This window comes from Halorubrum rubrum (assembly GCF_024494685.1).
Lineage (GTDB): Archaea > Halobacteriota > Halobacteria > Halobacteriales > Haloferacaceae > Halorubrum > Halorubrum rubrum.
In genome coordinates, this window is record NZ_JANHDM010000017.1 from 42,725 (window position 1) to 56,779 (window position 14,055).

Here is a 14,055-nt window from a genome sequence, read left to right on the forward strand (position 1 = left end):
TAAGTACGGACCCCGTAGATACTGGTAATGAGCCAGCACCGAAGCCAGATCAGCATCCAGGGAATGAGCTGTGCGAACTGCTCGCAGTCGGTCTCGGAGGCCGTCGAGTCGCTCGAGGGCGTCTCGGAGGCGAACGTCAACTTCGCCACCGACGAGGGGTCGGTCGCGTACGACCCCGAGGCGGTCTCGCTCGGCGAGGTGTTCGACGCGATCGAGGAGGCCGGCTACGACCCGGTGACCGACTCGGTCACGATCGCGGTCACCGACATGTCGTGTGCGAACTGCTCGGAAGCGATCCGCGAGGCGCTCGAGGGGACGCCCGGCGTCGTCGACGCCGACGCCAACTTCGCGACCGACGAGGCCCAGGTCACGTACAATCCCGCCGAGACGAGCCAGAACGACCTCTACGACGCCATCGAAGGAGCCGGCTACTCGCCCGTCCGGGAGGACGCCGATCCCGACGACGGCTCGGGGGGCGACGCCCGCGAGGCCGCTCGGCGGGACGAGATCCGTCGACAGCTCCGCTTGACGCTGTTCGGGGCGGTGCTTTCCCTGCCGCTTTTGACGTTCATGGTCGATCACCTCCTGGGACTCGGGCTCGTCGGCGACGGGATCGCCGGCGTTCCGACCGGCTGGGTCGCGTTCGCGCTGGCGACACCCGTCCAGGCGGTGCTCGGCAAGCCGTTCTACGAGAACTCGTACAAGGCGCTCGTGAGGAACGGACGCGCCAACATGGACGTGCTGATCGCCCTCGGTTCGACGACCGCGTACGTCTACTCCGTGGCGGTCCTCCTCGACGTCATCGCCGGCGGGACGTACTTCGACACGGCGGCGTTCATCCTCGTGTTCATCACGCTCGGGAACTACCTCGAGGCCCGCTCGAAGGGGCAGGCCGGCGAGGCGCTCCGGAAGCTCCTGGAGATGGAGGCGGACACCGCCACCGTCGTCGACGAGAACGGCACCGAGGAGGAGATCCCCCTCGAGGACGTCGCGGTCGGCGACCGGATGAAGGTCCGACCCGGCGAGCGGATCCCCACGGACGGCGTCGTCGTCGACGGCCAGTCCGCGGTCGACGAGTCGATGGTGACCGGCGAGTCCGTCCCCGTCGAGAAGGGCGAGGGCGACGAGGTCGTCGGATCGACGATCAACGAGAACGGCGTCCTCGTCGTCGAGGCGACGAGGGTCGGAGCCGACACCGCACTCCAGGGGATCGTCCGGACGGTGAAGGAGGCGCAGTCCCGCCAGCCCGACATCCAGAACCTCGCCGACCGCATCTCCGCGTACTTCGTCCCCGCGGTCATCGCGAACGCCCTGTTCTGGGGTGTCGCGTGGTTCCTGTTCCCCGCGGCGCTCGCGGGGTTCGTCGACGCGCTTCCGCTGTGGGGCCTCGTCGCGGACGGGCCCGTGGTCGTCGGCGGCGGCGTCTCGGTCTTCGAGTTCGCCGTCATCGTGTTCGCCTCGTCGGTGCTGATCGCGTGTCCCTGCGCGCTGGGGCTGGCGACGCCCGCCGCGACGATGGTCGGAACGACCCTCGGCGCGCAAAACGGGGTCCTCTTCAAGGGCGGCGACGTCCTCGAGCGGGCGAAGGACGTCGACACCGTCGTCTTCGATAAGACCGGGACGCTGACGAGGGGCGAGATGGAACTGACCGACGTCGTCGCGTTTGACGGCGGCTCACCCGTCGCGGACGGCGGGGGTCCCGCGGCCGACGGTGGCCAACTCGCCGCGCGCGAGCGGTTCACCGAGAACGACGTGCTTCGACTCGCGGCGGTCGCCGAGAGCGGGAGCGAACACCCGCTCGCCCGTGCGATCGTCGACGGCGCGAAGGCCCGCGGCATCGACGTGACCGATCCCGTCGACTTCGAGAGCGTCCCCGGTCAGGGCGTCAAAGCGACCGTGGACGGCAGGGCGGTCGGACGGACCGCCGAACGGTCGAGCCGAGACGAAGCGGAGCCGCGAGGCGAGGTGTTGGTCGGCAACCGAAAGCTCCTCCGCGACGACGGGATCGACCCTACGCCCGCCGAGGAGACGATGGAGCGCCTCGAAAGGGAGGGGAAGACGGCGATGCTGGTCGCGGTGCGCGGTTCGGAGCGAAGCGAGAACCGCGATGCGAGCGGCGGTCAGCCGCGAGCGGAGGGTGAGATCGCGGGCGTCGTCGCCAACGCCGACACGGTCAAGGGAAGCGCGAGAGCGGCCGTGAGCCAGCTTCGGGAGCGGGGCACCGACGTGATGATGATCACCGGCGACAACGAGCGGACGGCGCGCGCGGTCGCCGAGCAGGTCGGCATCGCCCCCGAGAACGTCCGCGCGGAGGTGCTTCCGGAGGACAAATCCGACGCCGTGGAATCCATTCAGGACGAGGGTCGCAAGGCGATGATGGTCGGCGACGGCGTCAACGACGCGCCCGCGCTCGCGGTCGCGTACGTCGGCACGGCCCTCGGCTCGGGGACCGACGTCGCCATCGAGGCCGCCGACGTGACGTTGATGCGCGACGACCCGGTCGACGTCGTGAAGGCGATCCGCATCTCGGAGGCGACGCTCGCGAAGATCAGACAGAACCTCGTGTGGGCGCTCGGCTACAACACGGCGATGATCCCGCTGGCCTCGCTCGGACTGCTCCAGCCCGTGCTCGCCGCCGTCGCGATGGCGTTCTCCAGCGTGTCGGTGCTGTCGAACAGCCTGTTGTTCCGCCGGTACACGCCGGACGAGGAGTATCGACCGTTGTGGCGGCGGTGACGCGCCGGAACGAGATCTCGACATCAACGGAGAGGCTGCCGAGCGACACGCGCCCCGATCGTGTTTGATATAGCGGAATGAGATACAAGTAGAGCAACGCGGGTCGAACTCCTGTCGACGCTCACGAACGGGTCACGCCGCGAGCCGAGGGCTCACGACGGACGAGAACGGAGAGAGAACGGAAGCGGTCTACGCGTAGCGTTCGAGTTCCGGCCGGTCGAGGTCCTCGAAGACTTCGCTCGCGACCTCCGAGAGGAACGCCTCGCCCTCGTCGGAGACTCTGCGACCCTCGCCGGCGGCGGTGGTGACGAGCCCCTCCTCCTCGAGCGCCTGGAGCGACGCGCGGATGAGCTTGCGGGAGCCGCTCTCGTGCTCGCCGGGGCGAACGATGTAGCGGTTGGAGCCGCGCTTCTTCGAGCCGTACTCGGTGGCGAGCCGCTCGATCCCGATCGGCTCGTTCTGTGCGACCTTGCGGAGGAGGCTCGCCGAGCGGACGTACCAGAAGTCGTCCTGCTCGGGCGGGAGCTCCTTGCCAGCGCCGGTCTTCGTGAACTCCACCCAGTCGGGCTCGTCGATCCGCTCCTCGAGTCGCGCCGCGACGGCCTCGATGAGGGCGTCCGCCGGCACGTCGTAGATGGTTACCATTAGGGGAGAATTCAGCCCAAGGTCGTTTAAACCCATCGTATTCGAGAGCCGTCGTGTGAGCCGTTTTCACGGAGAACGGCGGATCGACGGCCGACGAGCGGCCGCTAAACGACGGATCGATCCGCTACTCGACGTACTGGTATTTCCGCTCGTTCATCCGACCCCAGCCGGTGAAGACGAACTCGCCCTCGGGGGCGGTGAACTCCTCGATCTCGCGGTCGAGGTCCTTGTCGTACTCGTGGATGTCGTGGACGTCCTCGTACTCCTCCCACGAGAGGTCGTACCGGCGCTCGAGCTGGTCGTCGATGTCGAGCGCCTCGACCTCCGAGCGCCACCTCTCGCGGACCGTCTCGGCGTGGATCTCGGCCTGCGCGCCGGAGCCGTAGGAGGCGACGAGCAGCGTCTCGCCGACGAAGTCCCGATCGCGCTCGAGCGCGTCTCGGAGGGCGCTCACGCGGGCGACGTGAACCGAGGAGGTGTACCAGTTACCGACCTCCCGAGAGAGGCCGAGCGTCGGCTCGACGGCGTCGTCGTACCACGTCCGGTACTGCTCCGTCGTCTTCAGCTCGTCCATGTACTCGCGGATCGCCTCCTCGTAAGCCTCGCGGTCGTCGTACTCGCCCTCGCGCGGTTGACGGCCGATCTCGCCGGCGAGGTCGTCCTCGTACTCCGTGTCGCGGATCACGTGGCGGTACGCGAGCAGGGCAGCCTTCCGGACCATCCCCGGAAACGGCGTGTGGAAGGGGGCGTACGCGAAGTCGTCGAGCTCGATCTTCCCCGCGACCGACTCGTAGTCCTCGAGCGCCTCGCGCATCCGCGAGAGGTACACCTGCATCGAGCGCTTGCCGTCGACGCTCGGGAACTGCTGGTTCGGCTTCAGGAAGTCCGTCTCGTCCTTCGAACCGTACCCCTGGTCGTTCGAGAGCTCGACGAGGTTCGGGTCCTCGGCGATCAGCATCGCGACCGCGCCCGCGCCCTGGGTCGCCTCGCCGGGGTCGCCGCGGGCGTACAGCGCGGTGTCGGTCGCGATCACGATCGCCGCCCGTCCGCGGTTCCGCCCCGCGCGGATCCAGTTGTACGCGTCGTCGACCGCCTGCGTGCCGGCGACGCAGGCGAACTTGCGCTCGCCCTTGTTGGCGTGGACGAAGTCGCCGTCGTACACCTTCTCCAGACAGCCCGCGATGTACGTCGAGACGGGTTTCGAGTGGTCGAACGCCGACTCCGTGGCGACGTCGATCCGCCCGATGTCGTCGGGTTCGAGGCCCTTTCGGTCCATCAGGCGCTTGGCCGCGTTCGCGCCCATCGTGACGATGTCCTCGTAGACGTCCGGGAACGAGGAGTTCGTGAGTCCGAGCCCCTTCGTGTACTTCTCCGGGTCGTCACCCTTCTGCGGGGCGAAGGTGTTCGGCAGGTCGAGTCTGAGCTTTCCGGATCGGATCTCGATGGCGTCGATCCCCACTGCGGTCATGAACGGTCGTTCATGAGGTGGGCATATGGGTGTGTCGATGAGCGTTACGTCGATCGTGGAAATCGTTCAGTAGTTCTCGGCGACGTACTCCGTACAAGATTGTCCGTTGATCGTCGCGTCATCACACGAGATGTCGCCAGCCGAATCAACTAGTACGTCACCCTTCACCTCAGACTGGTAATTAAGCGTTACAGTTCCATTCGCTTCGATGTTCTGATCAACAACCGCTTCATTTTCCAAGGTGACTGAATTCTGGCTCGTCACCCCGCCTTTCACCTCAGATCGGTATCTGAGTATAACTGGTCCATCTGCTTTGATATCATCGCGTACAATCGCTTCGTTTTCGAGGGTAACGGAATTCCGACTTGTGATCATACCTCTAACGTCAGACCGGAAGTTGAGCGTAACTGGTCCATCGGAGTGGATATTCTGGTGAACGATCGCTTCATTTCTGATCATAACTGAATCGCTACTGGTAACGCTGCCGCGAACTTGTGATTGGTAATTGAGCGTGACGGAACCGTCGGCGTCAACGTCACCGTCAATATCAGCTTCGTTCGCTAGTGTCAACGAACCTGTCGAGTACACGTCACCATCTACATTGCCATTTAATCTTCTATCACCTGAGGTTTCTGCGATTCCGAATGTCGTTATCTCCGTTCCCGCGTCTGGATGCCTGAACTCAATGTCGTATTCATCACCCACGACGTCACCAACATCTACCCCCTCGATAGCGATCTGAATCTCTGCGTCAGGTGGATCATCGCCTGCGCCCGCACTATATTCAACGACAGCATTCGGTCCTCCTGCCTCGATAGTAGCGGACCCACTACCGGCAATGACTGTTGTCGTCGCATCTCCGTACTGAACACCGCGCGATCCAGGGGGTCCAGTTCCATCTTGTGCGTTACTCAGGTCGATCTCGACTACTCCATCCTCGTCTTCTACGAGGTCACCGTCGACACTAAACGTCAGTGTCTGTGTCTGGTCGTCCGAGTTGGCGGCGAGATTCGACGCCGAAGTAGATTCGAACGCAGTTATGGGAGTGGATTCTCCATCGCCTCTCTCACCCACCACAGTTGCGTCATCGCTATCTAACTGCGTCTCCTTATTGCTGCTCTCATACAACGTTGCGTTGATATTTTCATCATCACGGATGCCACCGACATTAGCGACCTCAATGGTACTCGATACCCCGGAGACGGTACGCGTATAGTTGACGTCTCTATCCTCGTTTTTAATAACAAGATATCCCGAGCCAAGATTCGTAAGAGTGTGCTCCACAGTGAATTCGGTATCGTTTTCTGAGATTTCGTCTCGAAAAGCGACGCTCCCGTCGATGACCTTCACGCTTATCGTATCGACATCGTCTCCGGCAGACGCGTATACATCGAAAGATTCATTTTCCTTAGCACTTCCTGCTTCGAATTTGACGCTATCGGCTCCGTCGTGAACCGACTGGTTCAGTTTCGTCAGAGAGCCGTTGGGAGACCTCGGAGCGATCGAGTAATCGATCGTCGCGTTCGCGATCGGATTTCCGCTTCGATCGGACACACTTCCGCTTCGATCGGAAACCGTTACGTTCAGATCTCGATCGTTGTTCGCCACTACAGTAAGAGGATCTGGATACGGGTCCCACTCCGTGCTAAACGTCCGATTTACACTGCCACTACCGCCTGCTTCAGTCACGGTGAACAGAACCTTTTCATAATTTAGTGGGTTGCTACTATCGTTGATCGTTACAGTAAGACCATCCGAAGAGTTGGATTCGAAGAACGCTCGCCCATCGGTACCGGAGACACGTTTGGAACCATCGAACCAGACCTCGGCACCCGCGACGGGATTGTTATACTTATCTCGTACCTCGACGCCGACGCTGTCGCCGACGACGGCAGTGGTCCCACTGACCGGCACGATATACGCCGGTTTCTCAGCCCCACCATCGTCGGCTGTGACCGCGGAGAGTCCGAGCGAGTAGGAACCATCGATACCTTCGAGACTGATGTTGCCGTTTCCGGGCCTGGCAGTCACGCCGGCAGGCGTCGTTCGATTCCACTCGTCGGCGAGTTCAGTTTCGTTCTCGACAGCCGTCGGTAGAACGATCCGACTGGATTCGTTCGCGGAGAGAGCGATCGTGCGCTCGCCGCTTGAAACCGATCTGAGATCGACGCTCTCCGGATCGACTCCATTCGCGGAGAACTCTCCGAGAAGGATGGGAATCGAGATGGTACCATTGACCTCTCCCGTACCGTCTCGAAGAACGGTGGGGTTCGACCGGAAGAGTGCCTCCTCTTCACCCCCGAACTCGGCAGCGACGGCGGAGTGTTCATATATCAGTCTCGGGGCACCCCGGTACTCGTTGTAGTTCGGACGATACTGTAACGAACTCGTGTTGAACGTGAGGTCGTTGTCAGTGTCGTTCCAGTACGCTTCGGCGTTTCCTCCCTCCTCTACGCTTACGTTCTCGATCCGAATCTGGTCCGTGTTCGTCGTCTGAAGCGATCCGGATGCGGGCGGCGGATTCAGGAAGAACGTCCGCTGTGGATATCGAGTGCCGAGTTGTATCGGCTCGGACTGTACTGATCCCGTCGAACCGACATTCAATATCGCGTTCCGCAGATCCAAGAACTCGCCTTCCACCTGCTGGCTGTGTTCGAACTCGATCTCCTCGTTCTCCATGGGGACGAACTGGACCTGATACGTCGCCATCGCGAGGATCAGGAAACCGAAGAGGACCACCGCCCCCACCACGACCGACTGGCCCCGACGGTCGTGACTGAAGCTCATTGCCCACCCTGGGTCGCGGACGGTTATAAATGCCCGCCGCCGCGTCTCACGCACGAGAACCGAGAAAACGCCGAACGGACGTGCCGCGTCCCCGAGACTCACCGGCCGCGGAGCACCGGCTCCCTGGTTCTGACCGCTCTCGGCCCCGTCGATCCCGGTCCGTTCCAGTCGGCACACTCCCTTTCCTACGCTGCCAGTACACTACATTCCGCTATAGCAAATCTCGATCCGACCATCTCTCACCCAGTACCGCCGTCCGAGTACCGGGTCGTTTTTGCGCGCGGCCGCTGGAGACGGTCGTATGGCGAAACAGCCGCACCTGCTGGTGGAGGAGGGCGACGTCCACGATATCGCGATCGTGCCGGGCGACCCCGGCCGCGTCGACCGGATCGCGGACCTGTGTGACGACGGCGAGCTCGTCGCCGAGAACCGCGAGTACAAGGTCGTCAACGCGAGCTACGAGGGCGTCGACCTCACGATCTGTTCGACCGGGATCGGCTGTCCCTCGGCGGCCATCGCGGTGGAGGAGCTCTCGCGCGTGGGCGTCGAGACGTTCGTCCGCTGTGGCACCTGCGGGGCGCTCCAGGCCGACATGGAGGTCGGCGACATGGTCGTCGCGACCGGCGCGGCCAAGGAGGAGGGGACGAGCAAGCGCTACGAGTCGGCAGTGTACCCGGCGGTCCCGGACTACGACGTGCTCTCCGCGCTCGTCGAGGGCGCGGAGGCGAACGACGAGGAGGTCCACGTCGGCCCCATCGTCTCCGACGACGCGTTCTACAACGAGAGCGACGCGTACGTCGCCGACTGGGAGGACGCGAACCTGCTGGCGATCGAGATGGAGGCCGCGACCGTGTTCTCGCTCGCCCGCCGGAAGGGACTCGCCGCCGGCGCGATCTGTACCGTCGACGGCAACCTCGTCGCGGGCACCCAGAAGGGGGCGGACTCCGACGACGAGCTCCCCGAGAAGGCGAGGGACAACGTCGAGCGGGCGATCCGGATCACGCTCGAGGCGGTCGTCGGGCTGTAGCGGGGGACGGTCTCACTCCTCCTCGGCTTTGAACTCCACGAGCGTCAGCTCCCGGTCGAGCGCGCAGTAGTCGTGCGGCGGATCGCCGAGCACCCGCTCGATCCGGCGCTCCTCGTCGAAGTCCGCCCCGTCGGGGACGCAGTACTCGTGGCTCGGACACTCGGTGTGGGGACACGGCCCCGCGAGCGACGCGCGACTCCCGGCGTACGCGCCCTTCGAGGGGACGTTCGCGGGGACCGGCGCGGGCTCGACCTCGACCGCGCGGACGCCGGAATCGTGGACGGCACAGTCGAGCGTCTGGGCGTTCTCGCGCACGTCCGTGATCCGGTACCGCGTCCCGACCGAGAGGTTGAGACACTGGCTCCGGTAGGGACAGCCCGCACAGTCGGGCGACTCCCCCTCGTAGACGAACTCGCGGCCGGCGTCCGCGAGCCGCGAGCCGATGAGCGTGACCGTGGGCATGGTCGGAGGAAGGACCCCCGGCGTCGTAAGCGTCTCGCCTCGGCGGGAACGACGCCCGTAACCGCGCACCGCGGTCCGGAAGGCAACACACATCCCCCGCGCCCGAGAAGGGCCGTCGAATGATCGCGGCGCTGGCGGGAGACCTGAAACGCGAGGCCGAGCGGGCGAACCAGCGGCGGCTCCTCGTGCTCGCCGGCGACCGCGACCGCGGCGTCGAGGCCGCCTACGACGCGATCGAGGCGGTCGACGCCGACGAGGGACGCGTCTCGATCGTCTCGACCCGCGAGGGGTTCCGGTTCGATCGGGTCGCTCCGCGGTCCGCGGACGAGCTTCTCGGCCGCACGCGCGAGGTCGTCGTCCTCGACTGTCACGACCGGTTCGTCCCGAACGCGCTGGGGCGGGCCGCGGGGGCGGTGGACGGCGGCGGACTCCTGGTGCTTTTGACCCCGACGCTCGACGACTGGCCGGACCGCCGAGACGGTTTCGACGAGTCGCTCGCGGTCCCGCCGTTCGCGCTCGCGGACGTGACGGGGCGGTTCCGCGAACGGCTCGTCGAGACGATCCGGACGCACCCCGGCGTCGCCGTCGTCGACGTGGGCGGGGCGAAGCGCGGATCCCGAGGACGGAGGCCCACGATCGAACGCGACGGGCTCACCGACCCGCCGCCGTCACGGTCGCGGTCATCCCCCGGCCGTCCCGCGACCGCGACGTTTCCGGGAACCGTGTACGACACGTGTCTCACCGCCGACCAGTCGCGGGCGGTCCGGGCGCTGGAGTCGCTCGCGACGCCAGGGTCGGCGGTCGTCGTCGAGTCGGACCGCGGCCGCGGGAAGTCGAGCGCCGCGGGGCTCGCCGCCGGCGCGCTCGCGCTCGCCGGACGCGACGTGCTCGTCACCGCCCCCGCCTTCCGCAACGCGGCGGAGGTGTTCGCCCGCGCCCGCGAGGTCGTCGGCGCGGGCGGGAGCGGCGTCGGCGGGACGAACTCCGAGGACGACCGGACGGTCCGCGTCGCGGGCGGCGGTCGCGTCCGGTTCCTGCCGCCGGTGGTCGCGGCCGAACTCCCCGACGACCCGGACTGCGCCATCGTCGACGAGGCGGCGGCGCTGCCGGTGCGGCTGCTCGAGCGGTTCCTCGCCGCGCCCGCGGTCGCGTTCTGTACCACGGTCCACGGCTACGAGGGGGCGGGCCGCGGCTTCTCGGTGCGCTTCCGCGACCGCCTCGCTGAGAGCGAGTTCGCGGTCCGGGACGTCCGACTCGACGAGCCGATCCGGTACGCCCGCGACGACCCGGTGGAGTCGTGGGTCGCCCGCGCGCTGCTGCTCGACGCCCGCCCGGCGGTCCCGGAGGCGGTCGCGGGGACGACCGTCGCGGAGGTCGACTACCGGGCGCTCCCGCCCGACGACCTGATCGCGGACGAGACCCTGCTGGGCGAGGCGTTCGGGCTGCTCGTGGCCGCCCACTACCGGACGGAGCCGAACGACCTCGCGCGGCTGCTCGACGCGCCGAACCTCGTCGCGCGGGCGCTCGTCGCGGGCGACCGCGTCGTGGCCGTCGCGCTGCTCGCGCGGGAGGGCGGGCTCGACCCGGAGACGCGGCGCGGGATGTACGAGGGAGAGCGCGTCCGCGGCAACATGGTTCCGGACGTGCTCACGAGCCAGCTCCGCGACGAGGCCGCCGCCGAGCCCCGCGGGCTCCGAACCGTCCGGATCGCGGTCCACCACGCGCTCCGCGGGCACGGGATCGGATCGCGCCTGCTCGAGGAGGTCCGCGACGAGTTCGGCGAGGAGGTCGACTACCTCTCGGTCGGGTTCGGCGCGACCCCGCGGCTCCTCCGCTTCTGGCGGCGGGCGGGCTACCGGAGCGTCCACCTCTCGACCACCCGAAACGACGCCTCCGGCGAGCACTCCGCGATCATGCTCCGCCCGGAGGGCGACGCCGGGAGGGCCCTCCTCGACCGGCACGCGGTCGCCTTCCGGGACCGCGAGCGCGACGCGCTCTCGGACGCCCACCGCGACGTGGACGCCGACGTGGTCCGCGGGGCTCTCGCGGCCTGTCCCGCGTCGGTATCGGTCGATCTCACACCTCACGAGTGGCGGGCCGTCATCGCGGCGTCGGTCGGACCGGGAATGTACGACGTCGCCCCCGGCGCGTTCCGCGACCTCGCGGTCGCGACGCTTCTCGGAGGGACCGGCAACGTCGCTCTCGACGACCGCGAGGAGCGGCTGCTCGTCCGGAAGGTGTTACAGGGTCGCCCGTGGGAGTCGGTCGCCGACGAGCTGGACTACGTCTCGACGGCGGCGTGTATGCGCGCGCTCGGATCGGCCGTCGAGCCGCTCGTCGAGCGGTACGGGACCGACCTCGCGCTGGCGGAACGCGACCGCTTTCTCGACCGCTGACCGCGTCATCGACCACCGACCGGCCCGCGGTGGATCGGCCGACGGGGGTCGATCAGTCGTCGGCGGACTCCGGGTCGTGAACCGGGCTCGGGAGGTCCGAAACGTGTGCCGCGGCCTCGGAGAAGTTCGGGCCGGGTTCGATCTCGCCGGTCTCGGGGTCCCACTCGATGTATCCCGCCTCATCGAGCGCGGGAAGATGGATCTCGCGGAGTTCGGCCTCTATCTCCTCGGCACGGCCGCGGGGACGGAGGTCGCTCAGCGAGTCGACCGCGTCGTCGGCGATCGCCGCGACGACGCGGCGTCGGGGGACGAACTCGAGCGTCGGCGCGTCGACGGCGGTGGTGTCGTAGGACATGGTCGGTTCCGTGTGTAATCCTATTCACACGGTGTAGAGAAATAAAAGTACGGACGCGACGGACCGGATGGGACGGTCCGGACGCGACGACCGCTCACTCGGAGCGGTACGCCCGCCGGAGGAAGACGAGCACGCCGCCGAGCATCGCCAGGTTCCCGAAGAAGGCCAGTCGCTCGCCGCTTCGGTCGGCCTCGTCGGCGTTCCAGAAGTCGTGCATCGTCGCGGTGACGACGGCGAGGAAGGTCGCGGCCGCGCCGGTCGCAACTCGCGGGAGCCGCCAGAGCGCGATTCCCACGCCGGCGACGACCATCGTTCCGGAGGCCAGCGGTGCCGCGATCTCGGGCAGCGGAACGCCCGCGGAGTCGGCGTACTCGATCGTGTCCTCCATGTCGCGGAAGTCCTCTGAGGCCTGGAGCGCGAGCCCGAGGCCGAGCGCGACCCGGCCGAGCCGAGAGAGCGAGTCGTTCGCGTCGTCGTCCGCGGAGTCTTCTGTCATATCGGTCCCTATCACCCCGAGACACAAAACTCTACAGCCGGCGCGCACGGTCCGGGCGTTCCGGACGGTCTACGACCGCAAGAGGCTCCGCCCGTCGAACGCGGCGGCGTCGGCGTCGACCTCGAGCATTTCGAGCAGCGTCGGCGTCAGATCGAAGAGGTCGACGTCGCCGATCGCGACCCGGTCGTCGTCGGTGAACAGACACGCGTTCGAGAACTTGTGCATCCCGTTTCTGGGGCCCCGACCGAACACTTCCTCCTTGTGTCCAAAGCCGGACTTCAGGTCGAAGCCGTCCTCGGGGACGACGACCACGTCGGGCGCGATGTCGTCGGCCGGCCCGTCGAAGACGTCCTCGCCCCGGTGGATCTGCTCGCAGACGGGCGACCCGTCGGGGCCGGTCATCGACTCCAGATCGTCGATGAGTCGGTCGCGGACCGCCTCGTACTCGTCTTCGGGCACCGCACCGTCCGGCTCCCGGCCCTCGAGGTTGACGAAGAACCGACCGGGAATGAACGAGAAGACCTCGGTGTCGGCGCTGATGTCGGCGAGCTCGTCGGGCTCGTCGGCGTCGTAGCCCAGATAGCCGTTCCGGGCGAGCCACTCGTTACAGTTCACCTCGTGGACCAGCTCCGTGAACCCGTGATCGGAGGCGACGACGAGCGAGACGTCCTCGGAGAGGCCGTCGTAGATCCGGCCGATGTAGTCGTCGAGCGAGCGATAGAACTCGAGGAACGCGTCGGCGTCGTCGGTGTCGTTCGCGTAGTCGCCGAAGAGGAAGTGGTTGATCCGGTCTGTCGTCATGAACACGCCGAAAAACAGGTCCCAGTCGTCCGCGGAGAGGTAGTGGTCGAAGACCTCGTACCGGGCGTCGAGCGTGTCGTTGGCGTTCTCGAGGAACGCGGACTTGTCCTCGTCGTGGCCGAGTTTCGCGTCGACGTCGATGGCGTAGCCGTGGTCCTCGAGGACGGACTGGACCTCGGCGTCGCTGGAGGCGCTCTCGATCGAGGGCGAGAGGAAGCCGGAGACCATCCGCTGGACGTCCTCCTGCGGCGGGAACGTCACGGGGACGTTGAGGACGGTCGCGTCGCCGCCGTCCGCGGTCACGCGGTCCCAGATCCGGGTCGCCCGGACGTGTTTGCCCATCGGCACGTACGTCTCGTCGGAGCCGACCTCGCGGTCCTGAAAGCCGTACACGCCGGTCTTCCCGGGGTTGACGCCGGTGGTGAGGCTCGGCCAGCAGGCGCTCGATTCGGGCGGGACGATACTGGAGATCCGGCCGCCGGTCCCGGCGTCGGCGATGCGGTGGAGGTTCTCGAAGACGTCGGGGTGGTCGGCGACGAGATCGTACGGTACGCCGTCGATGCCGAGGAAGACGACGCGCGGGTCGTCGTCGCCGCGGAGTCGATCGAACAGGCCCATGATACCGAACCGTCGCTCCCGCGGTGGAAAAGCACGTCGGAGACGGCACGGTCGGCGGCGACCTGTGACGGCCGGCGGGAAGCCGGAGCGCTCCGTGCGTTCGGTCGGAGGGATCGGCCGGTTCGCCGCCGCTCGTTACATGTAGCCGAGGTCGCGGAGCCGCTCCATGAGGTCCTCTTTGTCCTGGGCGCGGCCGGCGCGTTCGGTGGTGTTCTCCAGGTCCTGGAGCCAGGCGGGCTCGCCCGTCGGTTTTTCGGTGCTGAC

10 protein-coding genes and 1 pseudogene are annotated in these 14,055 nt (G+C 66.7%); 3 read left to right on the forward strand and 8 right to left on the reverse strand.

Annotated features, from left to right (window positions below):
* Positions 1-27: 27 nt before the first annotated feature.
* A complete protein-coding gene (locus tag NO889_RS15590) occupies positions 28-2,736 on the forward strand; it encodes a heavy metal translocating P-type ATPase (RefSeq protein WP_256413150.1) in 2,709 nt (902 codons plus the stop codon).
* A 189-nt stretch (positions 2,737-2,925) separates the two neighbouring features.
* On the opposite strand, the gene NO889_RS15595 is transcribed toward NO889_RS15590, so the two are convergent.
* The 3 genes from NO889_RS15595 to NO889_RS15605 all read right to left on the reverse strand — a co-directional run bounded on the left by NO889_RS15595 (position 2,926) and on the right by NO889_RS15605 (position 7,636).
* Positions 2,926-3,381 carry a 30S ribosomal protein S19e gene (locus NO889_RS15595; protein ID WP_256413151.1) on the reverse strand — a complete coding sequence of 152 codons (456 nt, stop codon included), beginning with the start codon at positions 3,379-3,381 and terminating at the stop codon, positions 2,926-2,928.
* A 124-nt stretch (positions 3,382-3,505) separates the two neighbouring features.
* Complete coding sequence (gene hmgB / locus NO889_RS15600) at positions 3,506-4,849, reverse strand: hydroxymethylglutaryl-CoA synthase (RefSeq protein ID WP_256413152.1); 1,344 nt, start codon at positions 4,847-4,849, stop codon at positions 3,506-3,508.
* 66 nt (positions 4,850-4,915) lie between these two features.
* Positions 4,916-7,636 carry a polymer-forming cytoskeletal protein gene (locus NO889_RS15605; protein ID WP_256413153.1) on the reverse strand — a complete coding sequence of 907 codons (2,721 nt, stop codon included), beginning with the start codon at positions 7,634-7,636 and terminating at the stop codon, positions 4,916-4,918.
* A gap of 301 nt (positions 7,637-7,937) precedes the next feature.
* Here NO889_RS15605 and NO889_RS15610 point away from each other — a divergent pair, with 301 nt between their 5' ends.
* Entirely contained in the window at positions 7,938-8,663 is a 726-nt protein-coding gene (locus tag NO889_RS15610) for a guanosine phosphorylase (protein ID WP_256413154.1), read from the forward strand.
* A gap of 12 nt (positions 8,664-8,675) precedes the next feature.
* On the opposite strand, the gene NO889_RS15615 is transcribed toward NO889_RS15610, so the two are convergent.
* Positions 8,676-9,125 carry a UPF0179 family protein gene (locus NO889_RS15615; protein WP_256413155.1) on the reverse strand — a complete coding sequence of 150 codons (450 nt, stop codon included), beginning with the start codon at positions 9,123-9,125 and terminating at the stop codon, positions 8,676-8,678.
* 119 nt (positions 9,126-9,244) lie between these two features.
* Between NO889_RS15615 and tmcA the strand changes: the two genes are divergently transcribed.
* Positions 9,245-11,521, forward strand: a complete 2,277-nt coding sequence (tmcA, locus tag NO889_RS15620) for a tRNA(Met) cytidine acetyltransferase TmcA (protein WP_256413156.1) — start codon at positions 9,245-9,247, stop codon at positions 11,519-11,521.
* Positions 11,522-11,573: 52 nt separating this feature from the next.
* Here the strand turns inward: tmcA and NO889_RS15625 are convergent, their stop codons facing one another.
* The 4 genes and pseudogenes from NO889_RS15625 to NO889_RS15640 form a co-directional block, all read right to left on the reverse strand.
* The gene (locus tag NO889_RS15625; protein WP_256413157.1) at positions 11,574-11,876 is read right to left on the reverse strand and encodes a hypothetical protein; all 303 of its coding nucleotides are present in this window, start codon (positions 11,874-11,876) and stop codon (positions 11,574-11,576) included.
* A gap of 94 nt (positions 11,877-11,970) precedes the next feature.
* Positions 11,971-12,372 (reverse strand): DoxX family protein, encoded by a 402-nt coding sequence (locus tag NO889_RS15630; RefSeq protein WP_256413158.1) that lies wholly within the window; start codon positions 12,370-12,372, stop codon positions 11,971-11,973.
* Between the two features lie 69 nt (positions 12,373-12,441).
* Positions 12,442-13,791 carry an alkaline phosphatase family protein gene (locus NO889_RS15635; protein WP_256413159.1) on the reverse strand — a complete coding sequence of 450 codons (1,350 nt, stop codon included), beginning with the start codon at positions 13,789-13,791 and terminating at the stop codon, positions 12,442-12,444.
* A 135-nt stretch (positions 13,792-13,926) separates the two neighbouring features.
* Positions 13,927-14,055 (reverse strand): annotated as a pseudogene (locus NO889_RS15640) (phosphoadenosine phosphosulfate reductase family protein); the annotation flags it as partial.

Bases quoted from the DNA above. Each gene is read 5' to 3' on its own strand.
- NO889_RS15590 (WP_256413150.1), top strand. From the start codon at position 28: ATGAGCCAGCACCGAAGCCAGATCAGCATCCAGGGAATGAGCTGTGCG.
- NO889_RS15595 (WP_256413151.1), bottom strand. From the start codon at position 3,381: ATGGTAACCATCTACGACGTGCCGGCGGACGCCCTCATCGAGGCCGTC.
- hmgB (WP_256413152.1), bottom strand. From the start codon at position 4,849: ATGACCGCAGTGGGGATCGACGCCATCGAGATCCGATCCGGAAAGCTC.
- NO889_RS15605 (WP_256413153.1), bottom strand. From the start codon at position 7,636: ATGAGCTTCAGTCACGACCGTCGGGGCCAGTCGGTCGTGGTGGGGGCG.
- NO889_RS15610 (WP_256413154.1), top strand. From the start codon at position 7,938: ATGGCGAAACAGCCGCACCTGCTGGTGGAGGAGGGCGACGTCCACGAT.
- NO889_RS15615 (WP_256413155.1), bottom strand. From the start codon at position 9,125: ATGCCCACGGTCACGCTCATCGGCTCGCGGCTCGCGGACGCCGGCCGC.
- tmcA (WP_256413156.1), top strand. From the start codon at position 9,245: ATGATCGCGGCGCTGGCGGGAGACCTGAAACGCGAGGCCGAGCGGGCG.
- NO889_RS15625 (WP_256413157.1), bottom strand. From the start codon at position 11,876: ATGTCCTACGACACCACCGCCGTCGACGCGCCGACGCTCGAGTTCGTC.
- NO889_RS15630 (WP_256413158.1), bottom strand. From the start codon at position 12,372: ATGACAGAAGACTCCGCGGACGACGACGCGAACGACTCGCTCTCTCGG.
- NO889_RS15635 (WP_256413159.1), bottom strand. From the start codon at position 13,791: ATGGGCCTGTTCGATCGACTCCGCGGCGACGACGACCCGCGCGTCGTC.